Below are 26,747 nucleotides of genomic sequence, written 5' to 3'. Positions count from 1 at the left end.
TATCATGGAAAAGTCTCGTTATTTCCCGTTTCTTCGGGTAATGGAGGCATAGATTGAAGAGCATCTAGAATTTCGTTGCGCGCTCTATAGCGATGAGACTGCAACATAGTTCGTACACCTTCAGGCTCGCCTGCTCGCATGACTGCTAAAATCGCCTTATGTTCAGTCACTGATCGTGTTGGCTTTGGTCGAAGCCCAATTGTGTATAAGCGTGCGCGATAGAGTTGGTCAGACTGACTGTCAACAATCCCTCTGAGGCGTGGGTTTTGAGCTAAATCAACAATATAATTATGAAATTGATCATCAAGTTCTGTCCATGCAAGCAGATCGTTTAGTTCTAGTGCCTTTTCTTGTTCTTCAATCAGATGCTCAAGTTGGTTTAACTCTTGGTGAGTAGCACGACCTGTAGCGAGTCTGCCTGCAACACCATCGAGCGCTTCCACCACTTCATAAATCTGTTGAAGATCATCTGCTACAAGTGGTGCAACAATAAAACCACGACGCGGTATGAGCCGTACCCAGCCTTCCGTTTCCAAACGGACAAGTGATTCACGTACAGGGGTCCTGCTCATGCCCAGGATTTCTGCCATTTCCCTCTCTAGCACAGTCTGTCCAGGGGGCAATTGAAGGTGGCGAATCGCATGTCGAACAGCTAGATAAGCACGTTGTGGCAATCGTGACTCTCCATTTACATCTAAATTAGATAAAAATGAACGAACAGCTAGATAAAGGTCAGACTGATCTAGGCTTTTAACATTAGAATCAGGTGTTTTTTGATTATTCATTTCATTATCACTCATCCCGACAAATTTCAAATTTTATGTAACACATAACCAAATACTGTTGAGTAGGTTATGATTAAAAAGGTTATATTATGACTTTACAAGTAAATCATAACAGAAAAACAATCACTCTCTCAATTGGTAAAATTGAAAAACAGATAGTCTTGGTAAAGGTCATAAGTGATGATTATCTTATTATTTACAAAAAAAACACTCTATATCCAGAGGAATTGAGCCGATTTTAAACAGCGGGGTTGCTGCGGCAGCCTCTTTTCTTATTCGACACATAGTTTTTATGAAGTGTTCATCAAACATATACTAAGAGAGATACAAGTGAAAGAACGAGATATCTAGAGCTTACAGGATGGTCCGATCGATTGAACCAGTTATGTGGCTTGGTTGATTCTTGGATTCAGCGCTGGAAAAATCAGTCTACGAATGCGCCTACGCTAAAAAGTCTTGGAATGGAGATTGAGCTTTTTATTTAATACACTCGTAAGCAAAGTTTAAATAAATATTACACTTGCCCATCCTTAGCTGGATGGGCTTGTCAAATTTTATAATACAGCATGATAAAATCAAAATCAGGATTTGTGAGTAGGTATAATCTATAATATGGAAAAAACCTACTTTTCAAGAATGTTAGAAAACCAATCAGAGTTTGTTTGAGATTCAAAAATGAATTATTGACATTTCGATGAATCCTCTACAGAAAGGCATTATATGCTAATAAAATTCATTAATGAATTGAATGTTTTTGATACTAAGCGATTTTACACAAAAGTAGGACTTGGCATGCAAGTTGCATAATCATATAAGTATAAAACAAACATGTGCGATATGAAATTCGTTTATGTGTGGGGGGATAATGGTGCGAAAAACGATAAATAAACCATGGGAGCAGTGGTATGTTGAAGGGATGAAATCTATGAAGCTACCGGAAATATCCGTCTATTCACTGCTTGATATAACAGCAAGTAAGTTTCCACACCATACAGCCATCATTTATGAAGACCAGTCAATGGATTATGAGAATTTAAAATTGCAGGTTGACAAACTTGCTGGTAAATGGAGAGAAATGGGCTTTGTTAAAGGTGAACGAATTGGTCTGATGATGGCCAACCATCCTTATTTCATTATCAGTTATTACGCCGCCCAGGCACTAGGTCTGTTGGTTGTACAAATTAATCCCATGTATAAACCGCGGGAACTATTGCAAATTTTAATAGACTCAAATACCAAGAATATTGTATTTGACCATACGGCCGCAGTTACAATCGAAGAAACGAAAGCGATATTTGAATTTGATGTTTGCATTGATACGGAAAAAGATCAAAACGGCTCTTATTCCCTTCAAACGATGATTAAGACCGGTGACGCCATTAAGAAGGCCGAAATGATAAGCCCGCATGAAGATACTGCAGTCATCCAATATACTGGCGGCACCACTGGGAAGATGAAGGGTGTCATGCTCACTCACCATAATTTAACTTCCAATGTTGTGCAGAGCTTTGAAATGTATGGGGATTCCCTGAAACCTGGCGAAGAAATCGTTTTGGCAGCTACGCCCCTTTACCATGTTTATGCCATGACAAGTGCAATGAATCTAGGTATCTATATTGGAGCTGCCATCCTCTTATTTCCTAAATTCGAACTTGAAGATGTACTTGCAAAAATAAAAAAGCATCGTCCGACATTCTTCCCAGGAGTTCCAAAAATGTATAATGCATTCGTCAATCATCCTGGAATTGAAAACTATGGACTGAATTGTTTAAAAAGTTGTTCTTGTGGATCGGCGCCCCTGCCGGTTGAAGTAATTAAGCGATTTGAGGAGCTGACCGGTGCCAAAATCGGAGAGGGTTTCGGTTTGTCGGAGGCCTCACCCTCCACTCATCGTAATCCGCCTTTCGGAAAAAGGAAAATAGGAAGCATTGGCATCCCTTTTCCAGGCACGGACTGTATGATCATTGACGATGAAAATAATGAAGTGCCTAACACATGCGTCGGGGAGTTGCTCATAAAAGGCCCGCAAATCATGAAGGGTTATTGGAATAACGAAGCTGAAACCCAAAACGCCTTACAGAATGACTGGCTATATACTGGAGATCTTGCTGTGATGGATGACGAAGGTTATTTTTATATCGTCGGCAGGAAAAAAGAAATGATCATCGTCGGCGGATTCAATATTTACCCGCAGGAGGTAGAAGGGGTTCTGTATGAACATCCAGCAATTAAAGAGGCAGCTGTGGTGGGCATCCCCCATAAAGAAAAAGGCGAAATAGTGAAAGCATTCATCGTACCTAAAGAAAGCGCTTCCGTTGATCTTGAAGAAATAGAAGGATATTGTTATTCCCAATTGACGCCTTATAAGGTACCAAAAGTATTTGAATTGAGAAAAGAACTTCCGCGAAATACAGTGGGTAAACTATTAAAAAGATTGTTAGTTAAAGAGGAATTAGAAAAGGATTGAAAGAGGGGGAATGTGGTTCCAACATCTAAGTTGAAGCTTACGTTGGAAGGCATGCCAGTTTGTGAACAAAAATAAAGAAGAGGAGGGATTCATATGCGTTGGGTTGTTCTCATTCTATTATTCTTTGGAGCCGTCATCAATTTTGCAGATAAATCGATCGTAGGTCTCGCAGCTGTTCCCATCATGAAGGAATTCGATCTTACCTATGCGGAGTGGGGTCTTGTTGGAAGCAGTTATTATTGGCTCTACCTAGTAACAGGGATTTTTGGGGCAGCATGGGCTGATCGGCTGGGGGCTAAAAAGGTACTGGGGTTCATCATGCTGACATGGACCGTTTTGCAATTCGGTGTTTTAGCCATCACCGCTCTTCCATTATTAATTCTATACAGGATTTTACTTGGCGCATTCGAAGGGCCTTATAGCCCGATTGCTTACAGTCATGCCGATAAGTGGTTTCCGCCAAAACTGAAAGGCTTTGCCAATTCGGTGGTGGTTGGCGGAGGGACCGTTGGTGCGATGATCGTGGCACCGGTCCTCGTATCCTTAATTACGATATTCGGCTGGAAGGTTGCCTTTGCAGCACTTGGTGCAGCAAGCCTTGTTTGGTTCTTCCTCTTTCAATTTTTAACAAAGGAAAATCCAGTTGAAGTATATGAAAACGTACAAAAGAAAAAGAAACAAAAACTGGAAAAAATAAAAGTGAAAGACTTTTTGCTGCTACTGGCCTCACCTACTGCTTTGTTTACTACACTAGCTTATTTTTCAACATATATTTTAGTTGTTTGGTTTTCAGTTTGGCTCCCGATTTATTTAGTGGAAGCCGTAAAAATGACTCCAGGTCAAATGGGAACCAGCGTTGCGATAATCGGAATCGTTTCCGTATGTATTTATATGGGTGTTTCGATGGCGTCCGATCATTTATTCAAGAAGAATCAGAATTGGCGATCATCAAGGGTATTCGTCGTCGCGGGCGCCATGATTCTTGGTGCATTGTTCTTTTCCTCAATCATGGAATTTCAAAATCCAATCTGGGTGATAGTCGCCATGTGTTTAGCAAAGGGCCTTACATATGCCATTTTACCGATCGGACCAACGATCATGATCAATGAAATGCAGGAGCGGGGGGGATTGATGACAAGCATCTTAACCTCATCAGGAAATCTGGCGGGCATTATTGCCCCTCTATTAACTGGCTATATCATAAGTCTAGCTGGAGGAAATCAACTATTGGGTTATAACCTATCGATATTGTTTATGGCGATCCTTGTCCTGGCTTTTGGCATCCTGTTTGCGGTATTCGTTAAACCGGCCGGGAAACTTAAAAATAAAAGTTCTGATAACTTTGACCTTAAGTCCTCATAAGCAGGGTCGAACCTGCTTACATTCAATGAAACTAGTGAAGAGAAGGAATGCCTTCAAATAATGGTGTGAATAAAAGGAAAAGGAGCGGATGGAAAATGAATAGAGAAGCCGTCATAGTTTCTGCAGTTCGAACAGCAATTGGAAAGCAGGGAGGTGCACTTGCATCGGTTCCTGCCCATGTATTTGGAGCAGAAGTGATGAAAGAAGCCTTGAAACGAGCGAATGTCGAACCTCGAATGATAGATGATGTAATCATGGGGAATGTGTTAAGCGGGGGTGGAAACATTGCCAGGTTAACTGCACTGGAAACTGGCCTCTCGATTCATCTTCCGGGACTGACTGTCGACCGTCAATGCGGCTCGGGAATAAATGCTGTCAATTTGGCTGCACAAGCGATCCGGGCTGGCGAAGGCGATGTCTATATCGCCGGTGGGGTCGAGAGCATGAGCAGGGCGCCATACTTGATGGATCGTCCGGAAAAAGCATACAGTGCAAAGCCACCACAGTTCAGAAAGTCACGGTTGTCCCCGAAAGCGATCGGCGATCCCCCGATGGGAATCACGGCTGAAAACTTAGCGGAAAAATATGAGGTCAGCAGGGAAGAACAAGATGAATTCGCTCTACAAAGCCAAAAAAATATGGCCAGAGCCGTGGAAGAGGGCCGTTTTAATGAGCAAATTGCGCCTATTTACATTCCCGTCAGAAAAGGTGATGATATCGAATTTAAATTGGATGAACATCCACGACCGCAAATAACGAAAGAAGGGCTAACCAAATTATCACCTGCGTTTTTAGAAGGCGGGTCTGTGACTGCAGGCAATAGTTCGGGATTGAATGATGCTGCATCAGCATTGGTCATCATGTCGAGGGAAAAAGCGGTGGAATTGGGGATTAAGCCTTTAGCGACGATTAGGGCACAGGCCGTTGCAGGGGTAGATCCAAATTATATGGGAATAGGACCTGTTCCCGCTATAAGAAAGGTAATGGAGAAATCAGGGCTTTCCTTAAATGAAATGGACATCATTGAAATTAATGAAGCATTCGCAGCTCAAGTCATTGCTTGCAATCGGGAGCTTGATATGAATCCCGCCAGAGTGAATGTGAACGGGGGAGCCATTGCACATGGACACCCACTAGGTGCGACGGGAGCCATCCTCATCACGAAAGCGGTTTATGAATTGAAGCGTTCTGCCGGAAGGTTTGCTCTTATTACGGCTTGCATTGGAGGCGGACAGGGAATCGCTACGATAATTGAACGTGAAGCTTGATTTTGTAAGTGTGTTTAGCAGAATACATTGAATTCCGTTAAATGGTTAGATAACACAGCATTCAGCTCTATATGCGCTACTTAGAAAACTTGTACAATGGCTGCTATACATGAACAGAAGGAGGAAATAAACTCATGACAATCACTTTAACCAATGAAATGCAGCAAATGAAGGAAATGATCCGTAATTTTGTTGAAAGGGAAGTGGAGCCCTACGCCTTACAAATTGAAGAAGAAGATGCCATCCCTGAGCATTTGGTGGAAAAAGCAAAAGACCTTGGCTTATTCGGGATAAGCATTCCCGAACAATACGGTGGAATTGGCTTAAATGCGGTAGGAAAGGCTACGGTATTAGAGCAGTTAGGAAGGACCCATAATGGTTTCGTTTCTTTAATAAGCGCTCACACCGGGATTGGCAGTACAGGTTTGGTTAAGCTTGCATCCGAACATTTGAAAAATAAATACTTGCCAGAAATGGCAGCAGGCACGAAAATTGGAGCCTTTGCTTTATCTGAACCCGGAGCGGGATCGGATGCAACCAATTTGGCAACAAGTGCAGAAAAGAAGGATGATTACTGGGTGATGAACGGGACGAAACATTTCATCACGAATGGGCCGATAGCTGATGTTTATACCGTATTCGCTCTAACTGATAAAGATAAAGGGGCAAAGGGAGGGATTACTGCTTTTTTAGTAGAAAGAGATTTTCCCGGTTTGACTGTCGGCAAAAAGGACAAAAAAATGGGGTTAAGAGGATCATATACCTCACAGGTCATTTTTGAGGATTGTATCATACCTGAAGAAAATGTGATCGGCGAAGTGGGAATGGGATATATCTCTGCCCTTAAAATTTTAGCTGAAGGGCGGGTCGGATTGGCTGCAAGATCAGTGGGATCAAGCGGTAAATTGATTGAATTATCAGCTAAATATGCAATAGAGCGCATTCAATTCGGAAAACCAATTGCGGACAACCAAGCAATTCAATGGATGCTTGCTGATATGGCAACCGAAACGGAAGCCGCAAGAGCATTGACCATGATGGCGGCACAAAAGATTGATGAAGGAGAAAAAGTGATCAAGGAAGCATCAATGGCAAAGCTGTTCGCTTCAGATGTTTTTAATCGGGTGGCGGATAAAGCGGTTCAAATTCATGGCGGAATGGGATATATGGCCGAATATCCAGTTGAACGTTTTTATCGGGATGCCCGCATAACGAAGATCTATGAAGGAACGAATGAAATCCAACGTTTAATCATTGCTAGGAATGTCTTAGAAGAGTGTTAAGTGTTTACTGTTTTATTCGGGCAGGCAGTCTATTGCCTATGAATCTGGAATTTCAAGGGGGAGGAACGAAATGGGAGAAGATATCGTAATCGTTAGTGCTGTTCGAACACCGATTGGAAGGTACGGTGGAGCATTTAAAGAGATCAGTTCCGGTCATTTGGCGAGCATAGCCATCAAAGAAGCGATCAAGCGAGCGAATATTGCAGCTGAACAAGTGGATGAAGTCATTTTAGGGGAGGTTAGGCAAACGACCGAATCCTCGAATGTCGCAAGAGTTGCAGCACTGCGCTCAGGAATTCCCGATTCGGCACCGGCTTTTACGGTAAACCGCTTATGTGCATCCGGAATGCAGGCCATCACCTCAGCAGCACAGCAAATAAGCTCAGGTCAAGCAAATATAGTCGTTGCCGGGGGTACGGAAAGTATGAGCCGTGCACCCCTTTATTTAAGAAGTGCCCGTTTTGGGGGAGACCGGACAAGGTTAGTGGATTCTAATACTGAAGCTGGACAGCAACCTCAAGAAATTTATGGGAAAAGTTTGGGGATGGGAATCACCGCTGAAAATGTCGCAAAGCGATACAACATTTCCAGGGAAGAACAAGATGCCTTTTCAGTGGAAAGTCAACGAAGAGCGGCGCAAGCGATAGAAGAAGGTAAGTTCAAAGATGAAATCGTTCCTGTCCAGGTATCTGACAGGAAGAGCACGTTTATCATTGAAACGGATGAATATCCGCGCCCGGACACTACAATGGAAAAGCTTGCAAGCTTAAAACCGGCATTCAGGGAAAACGGAACCGTCACTGCCGGTAATGCTTGTGGCCGTAATGACGGGGCAGCTGCATTGGTATTAATGAAAGCTAGTGAAGCGAAACGGTTGCAAGCACAGCCAATCGCAAAGATTGTCGATTGGGCGACTGCCGGAGTTTCTCCTGAAGTGATGGGAATTGGTCCAGTGCCAGCAGTTGGAAAACTTATGGAGCGCACCGGAAAAAAAGTAGAAGAAATTGGGCTTTTCGAATTAAATGAAGCGTTCGCTTCACAGGCGTTGGCAGTAATCAGGGATTTATCGCTAGATGAAAACAAGGTTAATGTAAATGGGGGAGCCATTGCACTTGGGCACCCAGTCGGATCGACAGGCGCCCGGATTGTGACAACGCTAATATATGAACTGAATCGCAGGAAAGAAAGATACGGAGTTGCTACACTTTGTGTTGGCGGCGGACAGGGAATGGCTATCATGATTGAAACGATATAGGCCAACGATAAAGGAGTGGAAACCCCATACGTTTCCGCTCCTTTCCGTATATAAGTTGAATTGCGCATAAGTGAGGGGGGAGAAAGATTGCCAGTTGAAGTGGAGGATATTCGGAACCAATTCGAAAGTAGTGCGTTCTTTTCACATATAGGGTTTGAAATCATTCGGTTTGAAGAAGGGAATGTAACAATAAAGCTAAACATTGAAGAACATTTACTTAATGTTAATGGAACACTGCACGGGGGCATTCATGCCACCATGCTGGATACCATTCTAGGAATGGTGACTCGTTCCGTCACCAAATCTAAAGTCGTGACGACAAGCTTAACTGTACATTATTTAGCCAGCATATCAAGCGGGGAACTATTCGCGGAAGCAAAGGTCCTTCAAAAAGGATACAAAATTGCCTTTACTGAAGGAGAAATAAAAGATACTGAAGGCAACATCATTGCAAAGGGCACAGGAATTTTTAAAATCATTCGTGATAAATGAGCCAAGGATATCAAGTCGGCTGACAAGTGACTATGCTCCATTTTAATAGAAAAGAATGAGGTGTGAAAAAATTGACTAGAGCTTGGCATGGATTTTATCCGAAAGAAACTCCTGCTGAAATTGACATTCCAACATTGTCATTATATGGACTCCTTGAACGTTCAGCCCAACTTTACCCAACCTGCAAAGCCGTAATAGATGGGGATCGGGAAATGACATTTATGGAATTAAAGGATGCCTCAGATCGTTTTGCTGTGAATTTAGACAACCGAGGATTTCAAAAAGACGATCGTATAGCAATCATGCTGCCAAATTGTCTAGAATATATCATTGCCTATTATGCCATTCATCGTTTGGGAGGTATGGTCGTTCAAGTGAACCCACTGTATCAGTCGAGTGAATTGGATTATATATTACGGGATTCAGAAGCCAATTGGTTCATTGGGCGTGAGGAACAGCGGGGAAAATTAGTGCTAACAAGTTTTTCTGATAGGTTAACGTTCATATCTGCCGAGGAATTAATGGAAACTGGAACGGATTTATCAAGGAAAGATAAGGAACTTCCTGCCCTGGCTATCGACCCCAAGGAAGCTGTGGCTGTTCTTCAATATACAGGAGGGACTACAGGGAAATCAAAAGGGGTCATGCTCACGCATTTTAATTTGATCTCGAATGTATTTCAAGACTTTGCCTTCACGGCAAATGCGCTACAACTCCAAAGGCCTGGCGAACGGATGCTTGGCTTGACCCCATTATTCCATGTGTTTGGTAATGGACGATTGAATAGTGCCATATATGCCGGATCAACTTATATCACATTAGAGCAATTTGAAATAGATAAGGTGGTAGATTTGATTCGAACACATCGGCCAACCATTTTTCCTGGTGTCCCGACCATGTATATTGCTTTACTGAATCACCCGGATATAACGGCAGACGATTTAAGCTGCTTTAAGTACTGCAGCTGTGGTTCTGCGCCGCTCCCGATAGAAATCATTCATCAGTTCGAAAAAAAATTCCGGGTTACAATATTGGAAGGTTTTGGAATGTCAGAAACATCCCCCACTACCCACCGCAATCCAGTCATAGGACAGAAAAAACCAGGAAGTATCGGAATTCCATACCCTAATACTGATGCTAAAATCGTCGATCTGAAATCAGGTGTTGATGAATTGCCAGCAGGAGAAACAGGCGAACTGATCATTAAAGGTCCGCAAGTAATGAAGGGATATTGGAAAAACTCAGAGGAAACGGCAACAGCTTTGCGAGATGGATGGCTTTACACTGGGGATATCGCGACGATGGATGAAGACGGATATTTTTATATCGTAGGCAGGAAGAAAGATATGATCATTGCAAGCGGTTATAATGTATATCCAATTGAAGTCGAGGATATTATTTATCAGCATCCAGCCGTAAAAGAGACTTGTGTTTATGGAGTACGGGATTCATACCGTGGGGAAACGATAAAAGCGGTTATAGTCTTAAAGAAAGGAAAGTCAGTCTCGGAGCAGGAAATCAGGGAGTTTTGCATGCAACGATTGGCCAGATATAAAGTGCCGCGAAGTTTTGAGTTCAGGGAGCAACTGCCAAAATCAGCTGTCGGGAAAATTCTGCGCAGAATATTAATGGAGGAAGCAACGAAGAGCCCTACTGCCGGGGAGGGATAAACATATCAGTTATCGTAAGGGAGCTCGGATGAAACCTTAAATAAGTGAAACCTTTTTTCGAGGTTCCCCTTATTTAGGGTTTATAGACGATAAAACTACTTTCCTTTTAGGGGAATTTCAAATGAAGTCCCATCCACCAATAATTCATGAGACTCACCATCCGCTATATCATCGGTAGTGAATGAAAAGGAATCGAGCCGATCTAAGTTTGCCTCGGGATCAACCAATAAACCAATTGTGCCTTTTCTCAATTCTCCTGGTTGGTAATCTGATCGACTTACTTTTTTTGTCCCTATAAAAGTATCCCCGGAATGGATGAAATTTTTAGAAGGCACATCATATGTAAGATCATCATTGAAAGTAACATTTTCCATGCTGAAGAACTGAAGTTCCTTCGAATCTTTATTTTCAACGGAATAAGTTATCTCTAGATAAGAAACCTCTTCATCGATATCCGTTTTAGACAACGCCGCCTGTTGATCGATTTCCTCCATGGATAAATTCTCTTTATAATATATCGAATAGGCCTCTTCAAAACTCAATCCCGTATAGGACTTGAGCTCCTCCTTTGCTTCATCTGTGAGTGATGATAATTGAATCCTGCGGATATCCTTGACTGTGATGGCCATCGGTGCCAATTCAAATGACTCATTGATGGACTTCGTTTCTAGTAATGTGAAAGTTCCCCAATTTTTTTGGCGAACCATATCGCCGACTTTTTTAAGATGGATCCCGCCATATTCCTCCACCTCAGGAATTTTGGATTCCTTGGCTTCCGAATTTTTCCCTTTTTCAGTTTTATCGCACTCGAAATAATTGTAGGCTATTACACTTATAAAAATAAGCAATAACCCAACTATTGCTGAAATGATACATCTTGTACGGATGCTTCATCACTCCTTGTCTTAAACCGTTGATGTCAAAGTATAATATACCATTTTTTCTGCAAATGAAGGAAAGAAGAGTGCGTGAAGATCCATCTTGTACGCACTAACTTATCCCATTATTAAAATTAAAAGAACGAGTTAATGGACTAAGCGAAAAAAAGGAAGTAACCCAGAAAAGGTAAAAAAGACTAGAATGTAAATCATCTCAAATGACTCGGTACGAAAACTTCCATGTAACCGCATACAAAATAGCTTGCTATTACACAAACAACCTGGTAATCTAATTCCAAGAATAATCTAAACGTTTACATTTTTAATGTAATTAATTTAATAATTTTTACTTGTTTTATACACACTTATTTTAAAAAATCTAAACGTTTACATTTTGAGGTGTTAAAAGATGGAGTCAAAGCCAAATATTCAGGATGTTGCAAACCTTGCAAACGTTTCTATTGCAACTGTATCCCGGGTCATTAATAACCAAGGAGGCGTTCGCAAAGTAACGGAAGAGCGGATTCTAAAGGCCATTGAGGAACTGGGCTATATTCGCAGTGCTGCAGCAAGGACCATGAAGCGAAAAGAAACGAATACAATCGGGGTCATTGTACCTGATATCATGAACCCGTTCTTTCCGCTTGTTATGGCAGGGATTGAACAAAAAGCTCGTGAAAAAGAATACTTTACTATTTTAAGCAGTACAAATGAATCTCCAAAAATCGAAGAAGAGATTGTGAGAAATTTTATTGAGCGAGGTGTGGATGGTGTGATTATCACTACTGCCAATGAAGATGGTGAACACCTAAAACTGCTTGAAGAACAGGAAATTCCTGTAGTAGCAGTTGATCGTAGCATCAAAAAATTTGAAGTGGATACTGTTCTTGTTGATAACAAGAAGGGGGCCTATCAGGCTGTCCAGCAATTGATTCTTCAGGGGCATGAAAAGATAGCAATTATTTGCGGTCCACAGAACACGACCCCTGGGCTAGAACGGTTCTTGGGTTATAAAAATGCGCTAGATGACTACAACATTGAATTGGATGAGCGATATGTCATTAATGGAGATTTCGGAGAGCAAAGTGGCTATCAGTGTACTGAAAAGCTTTTTGAGCTTGATGATAGGCCAACTGCTATTTTTTCTTCCAACAATATGATGACTATCGGATGTATGAAAGCGCTGGCCGATTTAAACTGGAGGCTTGGAAGCGAGGTGTCATTTATAGGTTTTGATGATGTGGATATAGCGACATTTTTGAGCCCGAAGCTTAGTGTAGTTGCAAGGCCAATGAATGCTATAGGAGAGATTGCCTTTATGCTTTTGCATGAGCGGATTTGTTTCAAAGGGGAGCTTCCGAAGCGGGAGTATCTATTGTCTCCCGAGCTTAAAATCAGGGATTCTTGCCGGTTAGTGGATCATACATTCTGATTATATGAAAAGGGCACTAGGAGTTTAATACATCTGGTCGCCCGCTACCTTTTTATATATTGAAAGCGTTTTATTCTAACTAAAGAAAGAGGAGAGATTAAAATGAGTACAGCAAAAATGATTGACCATACCTTGTTAAAGGCTGAGGCAACAAAAGAACAGATAGTGACTCTTTGTGAAGAAGCTAGAGAATTTGGCTTTGCTTCCGTTTGTGTAAACCCAGTCTGGGTGAAAACGGCAGCAGAGAAACTTAAAGGAAGCGATGTGATGGTATGTACAGTCATCGGTCCTCTAGGAGCCTCAACGACTGCAGTAAAAGTGATTGAATCAGAGAATGCGATACAAAATGGCGCCGAAGAAGTGGATATGGTCTTAGCGATTGGATTATTGAAATCAGGCGAATATGAGGAGGTTGAAGCTGACATTCGTGCTGTTGTTGATGCTGTTAAAACAAAGGCACTTGTTAAAGTGATCATCGAAACATCTTTACTTACTGAGGAAGAGAAGGTTCTTGCTTGCGAACTTTCAATTCGTGCAGGTGCCGATTTCGTGAAAACGTCTACTGGATTCTCAACAGGGGGAGCAACGGTTGAGGATGTTGCATTAATGCGTAGGATTGTTAAGGATAAGGCTGGCGTTAAGGCATCCGGAGGGATTCGTGACTTAAAAGATTTGAAGTCGATGGTTGAGGCTGGTGCTACTCGTGTCGGTGCAAGCTCGGGCGTGAGGATTATGAAAGGTGAAGCAGTATTGGATGGATACTGATACTTATTAAGAGTCGTATAAGCGCATTTAAAAACTATGGACACAAGGGGATGTTAGATAATGAAAAAACAAAACATAATTCAGCTGCCAGATGGTTATTTGAATCGTACACCTTTTTTTCAGTTTATCCTGTTGTCTCTGCTTTTCCCTTTATGGGCGGTAGCTGCCAGTTTGAACGATATTTTGATTGCACAGTTCAAACATGTATTTGAGTTAAGTGATTTTGCGAGTGCTTTAGTACAGAGTGCATTTTATGGAGGATATTTTCTGATAGCTATACCTGCTTCTATGGTAATCAAGAAAACTAATTATAAGTTTGCCATAATTACAGGCTTGCTTTTCTATATTGTAGGATGCTCATTGTTTTACCCGGCTTCGCATATGGCTACCTATACAATGTTTTTATTTGCAATCTTTTCCATCGCGATTGGCTTAGGTTTTCTTGAGACAGCTGCAAATACATATAGTTCCATGATTGGTCCGCGCAAATTTGCGATTCTTCGATTGAATATCAGCCAAACATTTTATCCAATTGGTGCGATTTCAGGAATTTTACTTGGGAAATACCTTGTTTTCCAAAAAGGAGCAAGTCTTGAGGCGCAATTGGCGACTATGTCCCCGGCGGAGGCACAGGCTTTTGGATTGAAAATGCTTGAAAATACTCTAGAACCTTACAGATATATGATTTTTGTCCTTATCGGTGTACTTATACTGTTTATTTTCACTAAGTTCCCGTCCTGTAAGCCGGAAGTGAAAAGCGGAAAAGTTACAGAGAAAACACCTGGAATCATTGAAACTCTGAAATACTTAGGTGGAAACAAACGATTCCGAAAAGGAATTGCTGCACAATTTTTATACGTCGGTATGCAGGTGACGGTTTGGTCATTTACCATCAGGCTTGCGCTCGATTTAAATCCTGACATCAATGAGCGTACAGCTTCAACCTTTATGGTATATAGCTTTAGTGCCTTCTTTGTAGGGAAGTTCATAGCCAATTTCTTGATGACCCGCTTCTCTCCATCTAAGGTATTGATTTGCTACTCCATCATCGGTTCAGCCCTTCTTGCGTATGTGGTGTTTGTTCCGAACATGACAGCTGTGTACGCTGCAGTTGCTGTCAGCATGCTGTTTGGACCATGCTGGGCGACGATTTATGCTGAAACACTTGAAGTTATAAAAGATAAGAAATATACAGAAACGGCAGGAGCAATCCTCGTCATGGCTATTGTAGGCGGAGCGGTCATCCCTGCAGTACAAGGGTTTGTATCTGATTTCTTCGGTTCCATGCAATTGGCTTTTCTTGTATCGATGGCATGCTTTATCTACGTGGGCTGCTATTTCTTCGGTGAAATGAAAAAGCAAAATGCAATGGTCCAGCCTTCAGAAAAGCCAGTGAAATCAGTCTGATTTAAAAATTGTCATCTGACCAGGACAGTTATAAACTTTGCTGTCCTTTTTGGATTTAATAGGAAAGGGATGGTAAGTATGATGGGGACAATAGAACTGCAACGGGACTTTTTTAAGGAAAACAAAACAGTTTTTTTTACCAACAATGAACTCAGTGTAAACTTATTCCGCTATCCATCAGGTATTGAAGCGATTGAGCTAACAAATTCAAGAGGAAGAATGGTTGTCCTCCCATATATGGGTCAGATGATTTGGGATTTGGAATTTGACGGTGTAGATCTTAAAATGAAGAGTATGTTCTCTCAACCTAAAAAGGTTGAGAGAATCGTAGATACATATGGATGTTTTGCCTTTCATTCAGGATTAATCAGCAATGGCTGTCCTGGATCGGATGATGACCATGAAATGCATGGAGAAATGCCATGTGCCGAAATGGATAGGGCTTGGCTTGAAATAACGGATATTGGTATAAAAATAATTGGTCAGACAGAGTACGTCAAAGGGTTTGGTCACCATTATCTTGCCACTCCGAGCGTTGAAATGTTCAAAGAAAAAGGTTTTATTAAAATGAGCATGAATGTGAAAAATTTATCAGGTGCAGAAATGCCACTTCAGTATATGTGCCACACTAACTATGCATATTTAGAAAATGCCGTAATGAAGCAGAACATTCCAGACGGTGTTTTCAAGCTTAGAGAATCGATTCCAGACCATGTGAAGCCGACAGAAAAATGGCTGGTTTATAATAAGAAGCTGCTAAAAGGCGAAGAATCGCTCGCAGTATTAAATAAACCGGAAATGTATGATCCGGAGATCGTTTTTTTTGCGGATGAGCTGAATCTATACCAAGAAGATGTTGAGTTTGAAATGGCTTCTCCAGATGGAGTTACTTTCTTTACAAGTTTTTCAACAGCGGAATTGAATTATGCTACAAGATGGTTATTGCACAACGCAAATCAGCATGTTGCATCATTCGTGCTGCCTGCAACATGCCGTCCAGAAGGCTTTAACGCTGCAGAAAAAGCTGGAACATTGATTACGCTTGAAGTTGGGGAAGAGAGGTCTTTCACGATTATAACCGGGAAGAAATAAGGGGGAAAAAGAAATGGATATAGCAGTAATTGGATCGAACATGGTTGATTTGATTTCATACATTGATAAAATGCCGAAAGAGGGAGAAACACTTGAGGCGCCGGACTTTAAGATTGGATGCGGGGGGAAAGGAGCAAATCAGGCAGTGGCAGCTGCCAAAATGGGCTCAAAGGTTATGTTGGTAACAAAGGTTGGCGATGATCTCTTTGCCGATAACACCATTCAAAACCTCAAAAGCCACGGAATCGATACTGAGTTTACCAAAAAAGTCAGCGGAACATCAAGCGGTGTTGCACCAATTTTTGTGGATCAAGAATCAAAAAATCGCATCCTGATTATTAAGGGAGCAAACCAACACCTGATGCCGGCAGACGTGGAGCGAGCAACTGATAAACTTAAGACATCCTCTTTAATTGTCCTTCAGCTGGAAATTCCACTTCCAACCGTTTACCGTGCAATCGAATTTGGTTATGAGCATGGCATTCCAGTCATTTTGAATCCGGCACCGGCATCAAAAGAACTTGATTTTGATTATGTGTGCAAAAGTGACTTTTTTATTCCGAATGAGAGCGAACTGGAGATTTTAACAGGAATGCCTGTAGCCTCTGATGCCCAAATTAGAGAAGCAGCGTCCGGGTTAATTAAAAAAGGAGTAAAAAATGTCATTGTGACAATGGGAAGCAAGGGAGCCATGTGGGTAACAAAGGAAAAAACTCAAACTGTCGAGTCATGTAAAGTAACTGCGAAAGATACTACTGGCGCTGGAGATGCATTTATAGGATGCTTTGCACATTTCTTTGTGAAAAATGGCGACGTACTTCATGCGATAAAAATGGCTACAGCATATGCCGCATTAAGTGTCACTAAACGGGGCACACAGTCTTCTTATCCAACTTCTGAAGAATTAGAAGAGTTTTTGAATAAGCGTGATTAACTATTGTATGTGATTCAGAAATGCCGCTTTTGTAAGCTAAACATAATCACGTGCGAAACTCACAGCTTTAGGATTGAAGTTTCTTTACAAAGAGGATTGTTAAGGTTTTTTCTAGTTGAACGCTATAAGTACTTTTAAAAAAGACTAATTATTATTAATACAAGTCGAAGTAAAGTATAGCTGGACAGATGGCAAACTATTTGTCATCTGTCTTTTCATATTCTTTTATTAAAGGAAAACTGACTTTACTATTATTCAGCTGCTCTTTCTTGAGATATAGAACGGTGAATTAACGGACGGGAAGAGTTGGACACATTGGGATATCAGGGCATTCCATTTGAACGTGAATTTCTCAGTAATTGTACAAGCCATTTTTCATAAATATCATATCTTATTACGAAGAGAGATTCGGATGAAACTGGCGAGATACTTGGCATTTTTATGGATGGAAAATGTGTATTTGTGGTTTGTTTTCAGAAAATGAATTCCAAAAATACAGCCAAAACACAATCTTTTACTTATTATCGTATCTTCTAAGTATTTATTGTTACAGCTCAATGAACCCAATCTCTCTAGTAACAAAATTTTAAAAAAAGGAGACATTTAGGGAATGTGGCCTATTAACAATGGTACGGAAAGGATACATCAGCAGAATAAAAGTACAATGTTGTCCATGCAAGAGATAAGAGCCATTGAGTCCTGGATATCTCAAATAGGGATATCCTCATTTTATAAAACAGTTGGACAAAAAATTTCTACTGCCAGTAAAACGCTAAAGTTCAAGTATAAAATGATCGGGCATGGTCTTAACCGGGTCGTCTATGATTTAAATAATGGCTATATTTTAAAAATTGCATTGTCAGAAGTAGGATTAATAAGCAATGCAAATGAAGCTTATATATATAATAACTGTAATGAGGAAGTCAAAAAGTATTTATGTCCGGTTAAGGAGCATGGGACGGGCTGGATTATCATGAAGAAGGTGGACACGAAAGTGCCGTTTGCAATCAAGGAATATACGAAACTGATCAAGTTGGAATTAAAACTCCTGAGGTACGGTATTATCCCAATAGATTTACGTTTGGATAATGTCGGATATAACGAGAATGATGAAATGGTCGTCATTGATTACGGTCTATTCACGATGGATCTCAAAAGCCCTGTGCTGCGATGGTTAGTTTGATGATTGGGATATCTTCAAGGAAATATATAATGGAGCTCACAATGAAGTGATTAGGCGAAGCGGTAAATCTTGTGCACCGTTCTTGATTTACCGAATTATCTAGATGAAAGAAGCATGTTACGAAGGATTTTTTGTGCAACATGCTTTTTTATCCGGTTTAAAGGACCATAATTGATGACACAACGCTTGCCACCTTTTTATCATTTTGAAATAAATCTGCCAGTACATAAGCTGTTTTTTTTCCAATTCGGTCTACTTTTGCTTCAACCTGTACCTCTCCTATTCTTACTGGTCGATGAAAGGTAGTATGTAAATCAATCGATGCGAAGGATTGTTCGATGCTTAATTTAGATGAAATCGCATAAGCCATTATAATATCTGCTGCAGAAGTGACAAATCCCCCCATTGCTACACCATTTCCGTTTATGAATCTTTCATCCACTTTCCATAGTCCCCTAGCAATTCCATCCTGTGCATAATTTGCTTCAATCTGCAACGTTAAATCACAATTCGGAGGCTGTTTCCCTTCCGTTATAACTTGTAAAAGTTCGTGTCCTTTAGATGGTTCCCCCATTAAATAGCCCCCCTTGAATAAGTTGAAACTACTGAATATTCTAACATAGATCTTAATGTCAATGAAGTTGTTAACTTTACAAATAAAGTAATTAAAGATTGAAATCACTTATGAAAGATTTAATGTTATATGAATTTCTAAAATGAATAAAAGGTTTTCTCTGTTATCGCAGTTGTTACGAATTTTGGAGGAACACCTTCAAGTTTGTTGACAAAAGGGGCTCGGAATGGTCAGACACAGAACCATGAAATGTTATTTGGTGGTGGAATTGATTTCCACTCCAGGTCCCGCGGGCGGTCCCGGGAGCCTCCTCGGCTTCCGCCTGCGGGGTCTCCCCTAGACACGCTTTTCCCGCAGGAGTCTCGCACACCCGCTCCAATCAACTTTGTATAAAAAATTCAGATAGAAACCCTTTTGTCTAAAAAGGTGGTTTCGGAACAGTCTTACCCCGATCCATGATTTTAAAAGAAAACTTGGTTATCGTTCATGTTTTTTTACTTTTTTAAATAGATGAAACCCTCATTGGATATTTGAAATCAACGGGACCGCCTTTTTAATAAAAAACTGCAGTCTGTACTCATTCCGAACCAAGTTTAAGAACAGGTTGTCCTAATGGTTTTTTCTGTAATCCTCATTGGATTGAAGAAATTTGCGACACTCCTGCCGAATAACTGGCTAGCCGAGACCCCGCAGGCGCTTGCGTCGAGGAGGCTCGGCAGACAGTCGGCGGAAAGGGAGCGGATTTCTGAAATCAACGGGAATTTTTTTAAAATAAAAAACTGCAGGCAAAACGGTCTTTTATTCGAATTTGTCTAAAGTCTACTTTCTTAATAGTCATTTTTTTGCTTACTATCTGATGGCAAATTGGTGCTTGAAATTTGAAGTTAATAATTATCAAAAAAATCAAAAAATCTTCTTTTTTTTCTAATTAAATTGTGATAGTGTATAAAACAAAGAAGTATTACCTTCATCATTTTCTTAAGAAGAAGCATTTAATTCATCAGAAAGGAGTGATATTGTGGAAAATCTTCCATTTAAATTATTAGTGAAAGAAAGATTTGACCATCTATCGACAGGTCAAAAAAAGGTTGCCGCTTACCTGATTGAAAATTTGGATCAAGCTGCCTTTAAAACGGCTTTTCAAATTGGGCGGGAAGCGGAGGTTAGTGAAACGACGGTCATTCGGTTTTCCTATTCATTAGGATTTGAAGGGTTTAGTAAAATGCAGGACAGAATTCAAAAACAGCTGCTGCACCAAACTCAAACGGATATATCCAATAGTGATTCCATTCTTAGCATTGATGACAAGCAAGATCCATTTACCAAAGTGATAGAAAACGAGGTTCATATTTTAAGGCATCTATTAGATCATACGAACGTTCAGGATATATGGAAAGCGGTCGATGTCCTGATTCAGGCTGACCAAATATTAATTGCAGGGCATCGGATTTCCCATGCCGCCGCCTATTGGTTCTCATATACGCTAAGTTCATTAAGGGAAAATGTAAGTTTATGTTCACCAACAGGTGACTTCTATGAAAAGTTTTGTAATCTCACTAACAAGTCTGTGATAGTTGTATTTTCACTTCCAAGATATGCGAATGAAACATTAAAAGTTGCGGAGTGTGCAAAAGAACAAGGAGTTTGTTTAATTACAGTTACAGACCGCCTCCTGTCACCTGTTGGCCGCATCTCTGATATTGCACTGACAACTGAAGAAAACGCAGAAACCGGAACGAATTCAATCGCTTCCGTCATTAGCTTATTGGACTTGGTTATTGCAGGCATACATCAAAAAGACGCAAAACGGATATATACCCATCAGCAAAAATTAGAAAGGCTATATTCGAGTTATGAAGTGTTTAATGAATGAGTGTAAATTCATGTAAAGGGGGAGGTGCATCATAATGAGCCCGATTCAATATATTGATCAGCATCAAGAAACATTGATAAAGTCCTACCATGACCTGCATTCCTTGGCTGAGCCAAGCTGGCAGGAGGAAAGAACGTCTAGCTATATTTTAAAATGTCTTAGGGAAGCGGGAATAACCGTAAAAACATTTCAGAATCATTATGGAATCATTGCCGAGATTCCAGGCATCTCAAGTAAGGTTGTGGCATTAAGGGCTGATATGGATGCGCTTGTTCAGGAAGTAGATGGAGTTGTAAAGGCAAATCATTCATGTGGACACGACGCACATAGCACAATGGTTTTATATACAGCATTGGCCATTGCCTCCAGCGGAATCCGGCCTAAACACACTCTCCGATTTATATTTCAGCCTGCGGAAGAAAAAGGGGAAGGCGCTCTTCAAATGATCAATGATGGCGCGTTGGAGAATGTTACATATTTATTCGGGATACATGTAAGACCCAGTACGGAGGTTCCTTATATGAAGGCTTCCCCCGTCATTGTCCATGGCTCAGCCGAAACAATAAGGGGAACAATCAAAGGCATTCAGGCCCATGCATCCCGTCCGCAAGATGGAATAAATGTAATCGAGGCAGCAGCTTTGCTTGTCCAAAAATTACAGCAGATTAATCTGGAAACCGAAACTCCTTATTCCATCAAAATGACTCAATTTGAAACAAACAACAAAGCATCAAACGTCATCCCGGAAACAGCTGTCTTTGCTATTGATGCCAGAGCGCAGTCTAATGCTGTAATGAATGAATTGAATCGCTTAACGAAGGATGCTATTGACCAGACAATGAAACAAACTGAATCATCCATCTCCTGGTCTGCGGAAGAATTTGTCCCCGCTGCGACCTTGCATGAAAAAGCGATAAAGCTGGCTGGGGCCGCAATAGGAGATATCCTTGGGGCGGAAAATGTCGTTCCGGTCTGTGTTTCTCAAGGAGGCGAGGATTTTCATTTTTATACAGCCAAAAATCCTGAATTAACAGCAACCATGATAGGGTTAGGCTGCGATTTAACGCCTGGTCTGCACCATCCGGATATGATGTTTAATTTAAAAGCACTTATTTATGGAACGAAGATTTTAATTAACACAGTAATGATTACGGCAGGAGAATAAAATTTTTCACTAAAAAAATTAATGAAGGGGTGTTTTATGGAAAATACCGCACAAACATCACAAACCGGGGACCAAACAGCTGCTGAAGAAAAACAACTGGAGCGAAAACTCAAACCAAGGCATCTTTCAATGATCGCAATCGGCGGAACCATTGGAACAGGGCTATTTTTAGCAAGCGGTTCCATTATTCATACTGCGGGTCCTGGAGGAGCTGTAGCTGCCTATATAATTGCCGGAATCATGGTTTACTTCCTGATGACAAGCTTAGCCGAAATGGCTGCCCTTATGCCTATCACAGGCTCTTTTAGTACCTATACATCAAGGTTTGTCGATCCGGCTTTAGGATTTGCGATCGGTTGGAACTATTGGTATAACAATGCAATCGTAGTCGCGTTGGAATTAGCAGCTTCCTCCCTTATTATGAAATATTGGCTTCCTTCTGTTCCGGGCATCATTTGGAGCGCATTATTTCTTGCACTCATATTTGGCCTGAATATTTTATCGGTAAAAGGATATGGAGAATCAGAATTCTGGTTTGCCATTATAAAGGTTTTGACGATTATCATCTTTATAGCAGTAGGGTTATTAATGATTGTAGGAATCATGGGAGGGGATGCCGTAGGTTTTGAAAATATCACCAAAGGGGAGGCACCGTTTAAGGGAGGCTTTTTATCCATTATAAGTGTCTTTATGGTGGTCGGGTTTGCCTTTCAAGGCACCGAGTTAGTAGGAATTGCAGCCGGCGAGAGTGAAAACCCAAGAAAAAATATACCAAAGGCCATTAAGCAAATCTTCTGGAGACTGCTCCTGTTTTATGTATTGGCAATAATCGTGATTGGGTTTTTAATAAGCTATAATGATCCGCGTTTGTTAAGCTCGGATATTGAAGATATTGCGATAAGTCCCTTTACGCTAGTTTTTCAAAACGCTGGGCTTGCCATCGCTGCCTCCGTTATGAATGTGGTCATTCTTACTTCCGTTCTTTCTGCGGGCAATTCGGCCATGTACGGAGCTTCTCGCGTGCTTTGGGTGCTGGCGAAAGAAGGCAAAGCCCCTTCGTTTCTAAAAAAAGTGAATTCAGGCGGCATTCCAGTGAACGCTGTGTACTTTTCTACCATCGTTGGGATGGCAGCTTTCCTGACCTCTTTTTTCGGTGAAGGCACGATTTATACTTGGTTATTGAATGCTGCAGGATTATCCGGCTTTTTATCCTGGCTAGGAATTTCGATTACACATTATCGATTCCGGAAGGCATATATTGCACAAGGAAGAGATTTGAAAGATTTGCCTTATGTATCAAAATGGTATCCATTCGGTCCAATATTAGCGACATTTTTATGTGTTACGGCTATCCTGGGACAAAATTACTCTGCATTTTTCGGTCCTGAGATTGACTGGTATGGAATTTTAATTTCTTATATCGGGCTTCCTTTATTTTTCCTGGCTTTTCTAGGTTATAAAATCGTAAAGAGAACAAAAATGATTCCATTGCAAGAGGCTGATTTCAGTAAAGTGGAATAATTTCTTTTGTTAAAAAATAAGAAAGTATTTCGTAAACATAAAGTATTTAAATGATAGCTCCAGCGCCTTGCACGATAAGCCGTCAGCTGTGGAACTTACTTGTACATCTTTTGTTGGGTCGATTAAGGCGCTTGTGCTTTTCAGAGGAGGTTAACCATGACGAATACACATGAAATTTCAATTCGTTCTCTTCATCGAATTGAAGAGCTAGAGGAAGTAAGAAGGCTAGAATCCGCCATTTGGGGAGAAACCGACTCAATCCCTTCACACCAAACCATAACTGCTGTGAAAAACGGCGGTTTGGTTATAGGAGCTTATTGCGAGGAGAAGCTGATTGGATTTCAATACAGCTTTCCGGGATTCAATGGGAAATCAGCCTATCTGTGTTCACATATTCTAGGAATAGATGAGCAATTTCGCAACAAAGGTATAGGGGAGAAGTTAAAGTCAGCACAACGTGAGGAGGCGATAAAGCTCGGCTATTCCCTTATTACCTGGACATACGATCCTTTAGAAAGTGTTAATGGGTACTTAAATATAGCCAAGCTTGGCGGGGTATGTTCCACATATATACCAAACTGCTATGGTAAAATGGAAGATCTTTTAAACAGCGGAATTCCTTCTGACCGCTTTCTTGTCGAATGGCATATTGGTAAAAAGGAGAAAACGGATTCTAGCGGACAGGGAATACCGTTGGACTTTGTGATGGAAAACTCGCTTATCCAATGGGATGCCATTGAAGAGGGTGTGCCTGTTCCTTCTTACACTCTTCCGCTGCCTGAACAAGAATGTGATACAGCTTTTGTGGCCATTCCAAAGGACTTCCGAACAATAAGAGTCACAAATATTCAAGCGGCCAATGAATGGCGGATGAAAACGAGGGACATTTTTAGCAATTTATTTCAGCAAGGATGGCAGGTAACAGGGTTTATTAAGAATTCCATGACGGAAATTCCCGTTCAGTTTTATGTGCTATCAAGGAAATAAGCAGGTTCATATTAATGAATTAACAATAGGCTGCTGTCAGCTATTGAAAAAGACTGGGGTAAATAGTTTTATCCCCAAAAGGAGAATCTACTAGTGAAAATTAAACAAGTTATTTTAAGGCATCTGAAGCTTGACTTGCTTCACCCCTTTACAACTAGCTTTGGGACGGAATACAATCGGGATTTTATCCTTGTGGAAGCAAAAAGCGATGATGGCATTTCCGGTTGGGCTGAATCCGTTGCGATGCTCGACCCTCTGTATAATGAAGAGACCTTAAAATCAAACTGGCATATACTCGAAGATTATCTAATTCCAATTATCCTTAAAAATGAAATCAAGCATCCTGATGAAATTTCCGAAAAATATTTCACCCATATTCGCGGCAATTATATGGCAAAAGCCGCTTTAGAGGGGGCTGTTTGGGATCTGTATGCTAAAAAACAGGGTGCTTCTCTTTCAAATGTGTTAGGTGGAACAAAAAAGAAAATTGAAGTGGGGGTAAGCATCGGAATAAAGGATTCGATTGATTCGACCCTAGATATAATTGAAGCTCGTCTCGGTGAAGGCTATAAACGCTTTAAACTAAAAATCAAACCGGGCTGGGATGTTGAATTAATAGACAAGGTCCGAAAAGTATATCCTGAAATCCCGCTCATGGCAGATGCAAATTCAGCTTATACCTTACAAGATATAGACCGGTTATCCGCCTTGGATGATTTTAATTTAATGATGATTGAACAGCCGCTTGCCTATAATGATATCATTGACCATGCAGATTTACAGTCAAGGTTAAAAACACCTATTTGCCTGGATGAAAGCATTCACTCATTAGAGGATGCAAGGAAAGCTATTAAATTGGGCAGCTGTAAAATTATTAATATCAAAATTGGCCGTGTCGGAGGTTTGACTGAATCCAGGAAAATCCATGATTTATGTCTTGAACATGAAATTCCGCTATGGTGTGGGGGAATGCTGGAATCAGGTATTGGAAGAGCTCATAATATTGCAATCACTTCACTGCCAAACTTCACTCTTCCCGGCGATACCGCAGCTTCCTCCCTCTATTGGGCAGAAGATATTACTGACCCTGAAGTTACAGTGGAAAACGGAATAATCAATGTTCCAGAATTGCCCGGTATTGGCTTTGAACCAAGCATGGAAAAAATCAATAAGTATACTATACACAGTCAAATCTATCATTTAAGTTAGAATGTTGATAGAAACGGCTAGGGTAGTTACTTCCTGCAACATATATGTTCCTTACATATAGGCATGATTCCCGATAAAGGGAGCATGCCTTTTTTATCTGCCATTCATTTGCCATTTAAAATATATTGTAATTCGACTTTCTGCCATGTATTGAACTCCTTTATCCAAGTTTCGTATGAAGTGGTTTGGTCCAACCGTTATGAGATCTACTTTATCTAGATATCCGACTGTTTCAATCCTTCTGGGACACTGTTTGCTTAGCAATGTCAAAACAGGACATCGGCGGAAGGGAAATAGTAAGGTAGTTCGGATGTACAAAAAAGAGGGAGAGGGAGCTATGAAGAAAAAATTACTTACTAGTTTGGTAGTATTGGCAATGGCCTTGGGATATCTTTTTCCACCGCTTCAGCATCTGCTGGAGGTTTTCACCACCCCGAAAGCTGGGATAAAAACTCTATTTTGCGGAAGGACACTCATGGGGTGGAGTCAGAAATATGCAGTATATCCTGAATGTCATGAGTTTTTATACGGATTCTGCAGTGGTTGACGTTGAGGTTGGCCCCCAGACGTGGGATAGCTTCTCGCAATATATTAAGAAGAATGGCAATGAAACATATGGAGCAGGCGGAAACATGGGACTCAGAATTAAATGGAAGTACGACAATTCCTCCTATACATCGGGCTCTATAGCCTATATTTACGGTAATGGAGATACATTAAGCGACCAATATCGATTGTATGCAAATTAAGATACAGGAAATTCCTTTCATATGAAACCGTGTCCACAAATAGGCACGTTTTTATTTTTTGCTTTCACAAGTTGATTGTATTTGTAAACTCCTGTTTCCTTCTGGTCATTGTGTGGTCTGATTTTTGATTCCCTTCTAAATAAATGATATTCCTTCCAAAAATCAGTTTAAGTCCAAAAACATAAAAGCTAGTAATGATGTTACTGCTGACGATAATGAAAAAATCCATAATCCTTCTGATCCATAGGAGGTTATTTTTTATACTCAATTTAAAATTTGATACTATTGAAATTTCACTTTCTCACTTATTGCCTATTAATAAAGATGTTGATATGATCCATTTTTTCGATAGGCAGGACCTTTAATATCCATTCATTTTAAATGGAAAAATGGTAA

The 26,747-nt window shown here is 40.8% G+C and carries 23 protein-coding genes; 20 read left to right on the top strand and 3 right to left on the bottom strand.

The annotated features are described in order from the left end of the window. Window positions 1-2 precede the first annotated feature (2 nt). The gene (locus ACIQZD_RS13500) at window positions 3-785 is read right to left on the bottom strand and encodes a GntR family transcriptional regulator (protein WP_402903269.1); all 783 of its coding nucleotides are present in this window, start codon (window positions 783-785) and stop codon (window positions 3-5) included. A gap of 868 nt (window positions 786-1,653) precedes the next feature. Here ACIQZD_RS13500 and ACIQZD_RS13495 point away from each other — a divergent pair. The 7 genes from ACIQZD_RS13495 (at window position 1,654) to ACIQZD_RS13465 (ending at window position 10,582) form a co-directional block, all read left to right on the top strand. Beyond that, complete coding sequence (locus ACIQZD_RS13495) at window positions 1,654-3,252, top strand: long-chain-fatty-acid--CoA ligase (protein ID WP_402903267.1); 1,599 nt, start codon at window positions 1,654-1,656, stop codon at window positions 3,250-3,252. A 93-nt stretch (window positions 3,253-3,345) separates the two neighbouring features. Further along, window positions 3,346-4,614 carry an MFS transporter gene (locus tag ACIQZD_RS13490; protein WP_402903264.1) on the top strand — a complete coding sequence of 423 codons (1,269 nt, stop codon included), beginning with the start codon at window positions 3,346-3,348 and terminating at the stop codon, window positions 4,612-4,614. 95 nt (window positions 4,615-4,709) lie between these two features. After that, window positions 4,710-5,882 (top strand): thiolase family protein, encoded by a 1,173-nt coding sequence (locus ACIQZD_RS13485; protein ID WP_402903261.1) that lies wholly within the window; start codon window positions 4,710-4,712, stop codon window positions 5,880-5,882. A 134-nt stretch (window positions 5,883-6,016) separates the two neighbouring features. After that, window positions 6,017-7,165 carry an acyl-CoA dehydrogenase family protein gene (locus ACIQZD_RS13480; RefSeq protein ID WP_402903258.1) on the top strand — a complete coding sequence of 383 codons (1,149 nt, stop codon included), beginning with the start codon at window positions 6,017-6,019 and terminating at the stop codon, window positions 7,163-7,165. 70 nt (window positions 7,166-7,235) lie between these two features. Continuing rightward, window positions 7,236-8,420, top strand: coding sequence for a thiolase family protein (locus ACIQZD_RS13475; protein ID WP_402903256.1), 1,185 nt, complete (start codon window positions 7,236-7,238; stop codon window positions 8,418-8,420). 87 nt (window positions 8,421-8,507) lie between these two features. After that, on the top strand, window positions 8,508-8,912 hold the full coding sequence (locus tag ACIQZD_RS13470) for a PaaI family thioesterase (protein WP_137018018.1): 405 nt from the start codon (window positions 8,508-8,510) through the stop codon (window positions 8,910-8,912). Between the two features lie 62 nt (window positions 8,913-8,974). Next, window positions 8,975-10,582, top strand: a complete 1,608-nt coding sequence (locus ACIQZD_RS13465; protein ID WP_402903252.1) for a long-chain-fatty-acid--CoA ligase — start codon at window positions 8,975-8,977, stop codon at window positions 10,580-10,582. Between the two features lie 95 nt (window positions 10,583-10,677). On the opposite strand, the gene ACIQZD_RS13460 is transcribed toward ACIQZD_RS13465, so the two are convergent. Further along, window positions 10,678-11,430, bottom strand: coding sequence for a hypothetical protein (locus ACIQZD_RS13460; RefSeq protein ID WP_402903249.1), 753 nt, complete (start codon window positions 11,428-11,430; stop codon window positions 10,678-10,680). Between the two features lie 439 nt (window positions 11,431-11,869). Between ACIQZD_RS13460 and ACIQZD_RS13455 the strand changes: the two genes are divergently transcribed. The 6 genes from ACIQZD_RS13455 to ACIQZD_RS13430 all read left to right on the top strand — a co-directional run bounded on the left by ACIQZD_RS13455 (window position 11,870) and on the right by ACIQZD_RS13430 (window position 18,273). Beyond that, the gene (locus tag ACIQZD_RS13455; RefSeq protein WP_402903246.1) at window positions 11,870-12,892 is read left to right on the top strand and encodes a LacI family DNA-binding transcriptional regulator; all 1,023 of its coding nucleotides are present in this window, start codon (window positions 11,870-11,872) and stop codon (window positions 12,890-12,892) included. A 102-nt stretch (window positions 12,893-12,994) separates the two neighbouring features. Then, window positions 12,995-13,657, top strand: a complete 663-nt coding sequence (gene deoC / locus ACIQZD_RS13450) for a deoxyribose-phosphate aldolase (protein WP_402903243.1) — start codon at window positions 12,995-12,997, stop codon at window positions 13,655-13,657. 60 nt (window positions 13,658-13,717) lie between these two features. Beyond that, window positions 13,718-15,064 (top strand): L-fucose:H+ symporter permease, encoded by a 1,347-nt coding sequence (gene fucP / locus ACIQZD_RS13445; protein WP_402903241.1) that lies wholly within the window; start codon window positions 13,718-13,720, stop codon window positions 15,062-15,064. Between the two features lie 78 nt (window positions 15,065-15,142). Continuing rightward, window positions 15,143-16,156, top strand: coding sequence for an aldose 1-epimerase family protein (locus ACIQZD_RS13440; RefSeq protein WP_402903238.1), 1,014 nt, complete (start codon window positions 15,143-15,145; stop codon window positions 16,154-16,156). Between the two features lie 13 nt (window positions 16,157-16,169). Then, a complete protein-coding gene (gene rbsK, locus ACIQZD_RS13435; protein WP_402903235.1) occupies window positions 16,170-17,090 on the top strand; it encodes a ribokinase in 921 nt (306 codons plus the stop codon). Between the two features lie 610 nt (window positions 17,091-17,700). After that, window positions 17,701-18,273, top strand: coding sequence for a hypothetical protein (locus ACIQZD_RS13430; protein WP_402903232.1), 573 nt, complete (start codon window positions 17,701-17,703; stop codon window positions 18,271-18,273). A 157-nt stretch (window positions 18,274-18,430) separates the two neighbouring features. On the opposite strand, the gene ACIQZD_RS13425 is transcribed toward ACIQZD_RS13430, so the two are convergent. Next, on the bottom strand, window positions 18,431-18,847 hold the full coding sequence (locus ACIQZD_RS13425; RefSeq protein ID WP_402903229.1) for a PaaI family thioesterase: 417 nt from the start codon (window positions 18,845-18,847) through the stop codon (window positions 18,431-18,433). 612 nt (window positions 18,848-19,459) lie between these two features. On the opposite strand from ACIQZD_RS13425, the gene ACIQZD_RS13420 reads away from it, so the two are divergent. The 7 genes from ACIQZD_RS13420 (at window position 19,460) to ACIQZD_RS13390 (ending at window position 26,351) form a co-directional block, all read left to right on the top strand. Then, a complete protein-coding gene (locus ACIQZD_RS13420) occupies window positions 19,460-19,663 on the top strand; it encodes a hypothetical protein (protein WP_402903226.1) in 204 nt (67 codons plus the stop codon). A 202-nt stretch (window positions 19,664-19,865) separates the two neighbouring features. Next, the gene (locus ACIQZD_RS13415; RefSeq protein WP_402903223.1) at window positions 19,866-20,720 is read left to right on the top strand and encodes a MurR/RpiR family transcriptional regulator; all 855 of its coding nucleotides are present in this window, start codon (window positions 19,866-19,868) and stop codon (window positions 20,718-20,720) included. Window positions 20,721-20,754: 34 nt separating this feature from the next. Then, window positions 20,755-21,885 (top strand): amidohydrolase, encoded by a 1,131-nt coding sequence (locus ACIQZD_RS13410; RefSeq protein ID WP_402903220.1) that lies wholly within the window; start codon window positions 20,755-20,757, stop codon window positions 21,883-21,885. A gap of 36 nt (window positions 21,886-21,921) precedes the next feature. Further along, complete coding sequence (locus tag ACIQZD_RS13405) at window positions 21,922-23,406, top strand: amino acid permease (protein ID WP_402903218.1); 1,485 nt, start codon at window positions 21,922-21,924, stop codon at window positions 23,404-23,406. Between the two features lie 156 nt (window positions 23,407-23,562). Beyond that, window positions 23,563-24,393, top strand: coding sequence for a GNAT family N-acetyltransferase (locus tag ACIQZD_RS13400; protein WP_402903216.1), 831 nt, complete (start codon window positions 23,563-23,565; stop codon window positions 24,391-24,393). Between the two features lie 93 nt (window positions 24,394-24,486). Further along, window positions 24,487-25,602 (top strand): o-succinylbenzoate synthase, encoded by a 1,116-nt coding sequence (gene menC / locus ACIQZD_RS13395; RefSeq protein ID WP_402903213.1) that lies wholly within the window; start codon window positions 24,487-24,489, stop codon window positions 25,600-25,602. A gap of 494 nt (window positions 25,603-26,096) precedes the next feature. Continuing rightward, on the top strand, window positions 26,097-26,351 hold the full coding sequence (locus ACIQZD_RS13390; protein ID WP_402903208.1) for a hypothetical protein: 255 nt from the start codon (window positions 26,097-26,099) through the stop codon (window positions 26,349-26,351). Window positions 26,352-26,747 lie beyond the last annotated feature (396 nt).

The organism is Peribacillus sp. NPDC096447, from assembly GCF_044762725.1.
In the GTDB taxonomy this organism is placed as follows: domain Bacteria; phylum Bacillota; class Bacilli; order Bacillales; family DSM-1321; genus Peribacillus.
The sequence above is the reverse complement of the archived record's forward strand: the minus strand, read 5'-3'. Positions and strand labels throughout refer to the sequence as shown.

What these genes read in the sequence shown, in the direction of transcription:
- ACIQZD_RS13490 (WP_402903264.1), top strand. Translation starts at nt 3,346, where the DNA reads ATGCGTTGGGTTGTTCTCATTCTATTATTCTTTGGAGCCGTCATCAAT.
- ACIQZD_RS13420 (WP_402903226.1), top strand. Translation starts at nt 19,460, where the DNA reads ATGGTTTTTTCTGTAATCCTCATTGGATTGAAGAAATTTGCGACACTC.
- ACIQZD_RS13455 (WP_402903246.1), top strand. Translation starts at nt 11,870, where the DNA reads ATGGAGTCAAAGCCAAATATTCAGGATGTTGCAAACCTTGCAAACGTT.
- ACIQZD_RS13390 (WP_402903208.1), top strand. Translation starts at nt 26,097, where the DNA reads ATGCAGTATATCCTGAATGTCATGAGTTTTTATACGGATTCTGCAGTG.
- ACIQZD_RS13430 (WP_402903232.1), top strand. Translation starts at nt 17,701, where the DNA reads ATGTGGCCTATTAACAATGGTACGGAAAGGATACATCAGCAGAATAAA.
- ACIQZD_RS13410 (WP_402903220.1), top strand. Translation starts at nt 20,755, where the DNA reads ATGAGCCCGATTCAATATATTGATCAGCATCAAGAAACATTGATAAAG.
- ACIQZD_RS13440 (WP_402903238.1), top strand. Translation starts at nt 15,143, where the DNA reads ATGATGGGGACAATAGAACTGCAACGGGACTTTTTTAAGGAAAACAAA.
- ACIQZD_RS13475 (WP_402903256.1), top strand. Translation starts at nt 7,236, where the DNA reads ATGGGAGAAGATATCGTAATCGTTAGTGCTGTTCGAACACCGATTGGA.
- ACIQZD_RS13400 (WP_402903216.1), top strand. Translation starts at nt 23,563, where the DNA reads ATGACGAATACACATGAAATTTCAATTCGTTCTCTTCATCGAATTGAA.
- deoC (WP_402903243.1), top strand. Translation starts at nt 12,995, where the DNA reads ATGAGTACAGCAAAAATGATTGACCATACCTTGTTAAAGGCTGAGGCA.
- ACIQZD_RS13480 (WP_402903258.1), top strand. Translation starts at nt 6,017, where the DNA reads ATGACAATCACTTTAACCAATGAAATGCAGCAAATGAAGGAAATGATC.
- ACIQZD_RS13425 (WP_402903229.1), bottom strand. Translation starts at nt 18,847, where the DNA reads ATGGGGGAACCATCTAAAGGACACGAACTTTTACAAGTTATAACGGAA.
- ACIQZD_RS13405 (WP_402903218.1), top strand. Translation starts at nt 21,922, where the DNA reads ATGGAAAATACCGCACAAACATCACAAACCGGGGACCAAACAGCTGCT.
- rbsK (WP_402903235.1), top strand. Translation starts at nt 16,170, where the DNA reads ATGGATATAGCAGTAATTGGATCGAACATGGTTGATTTGATTTCATAC.
- ACIQZD_RS13485 (WP_402903261.1), top strand. Translation starts at nt 4,710, where the DNA reads ATGAATAGAGAAGCCGTCATAGTTTCTGCAGTTCGAACAGCAATTGGA.
- fucP (WP_402903241.1), top strand. Translation starts at nt 13,718, where the DNA reads ATGAAAAAACAAAACATAATTCAGCTGCCAGATGGTTATTTGAATCGT.
- ACIQZD_RS13500 (WP_402903269.1), bottom strand. Translation starts at nt 785, where the DNA reads ATGAATAATCAAAAAACACCTGATTCTAATGTTAAAAGCCTAGATCAG.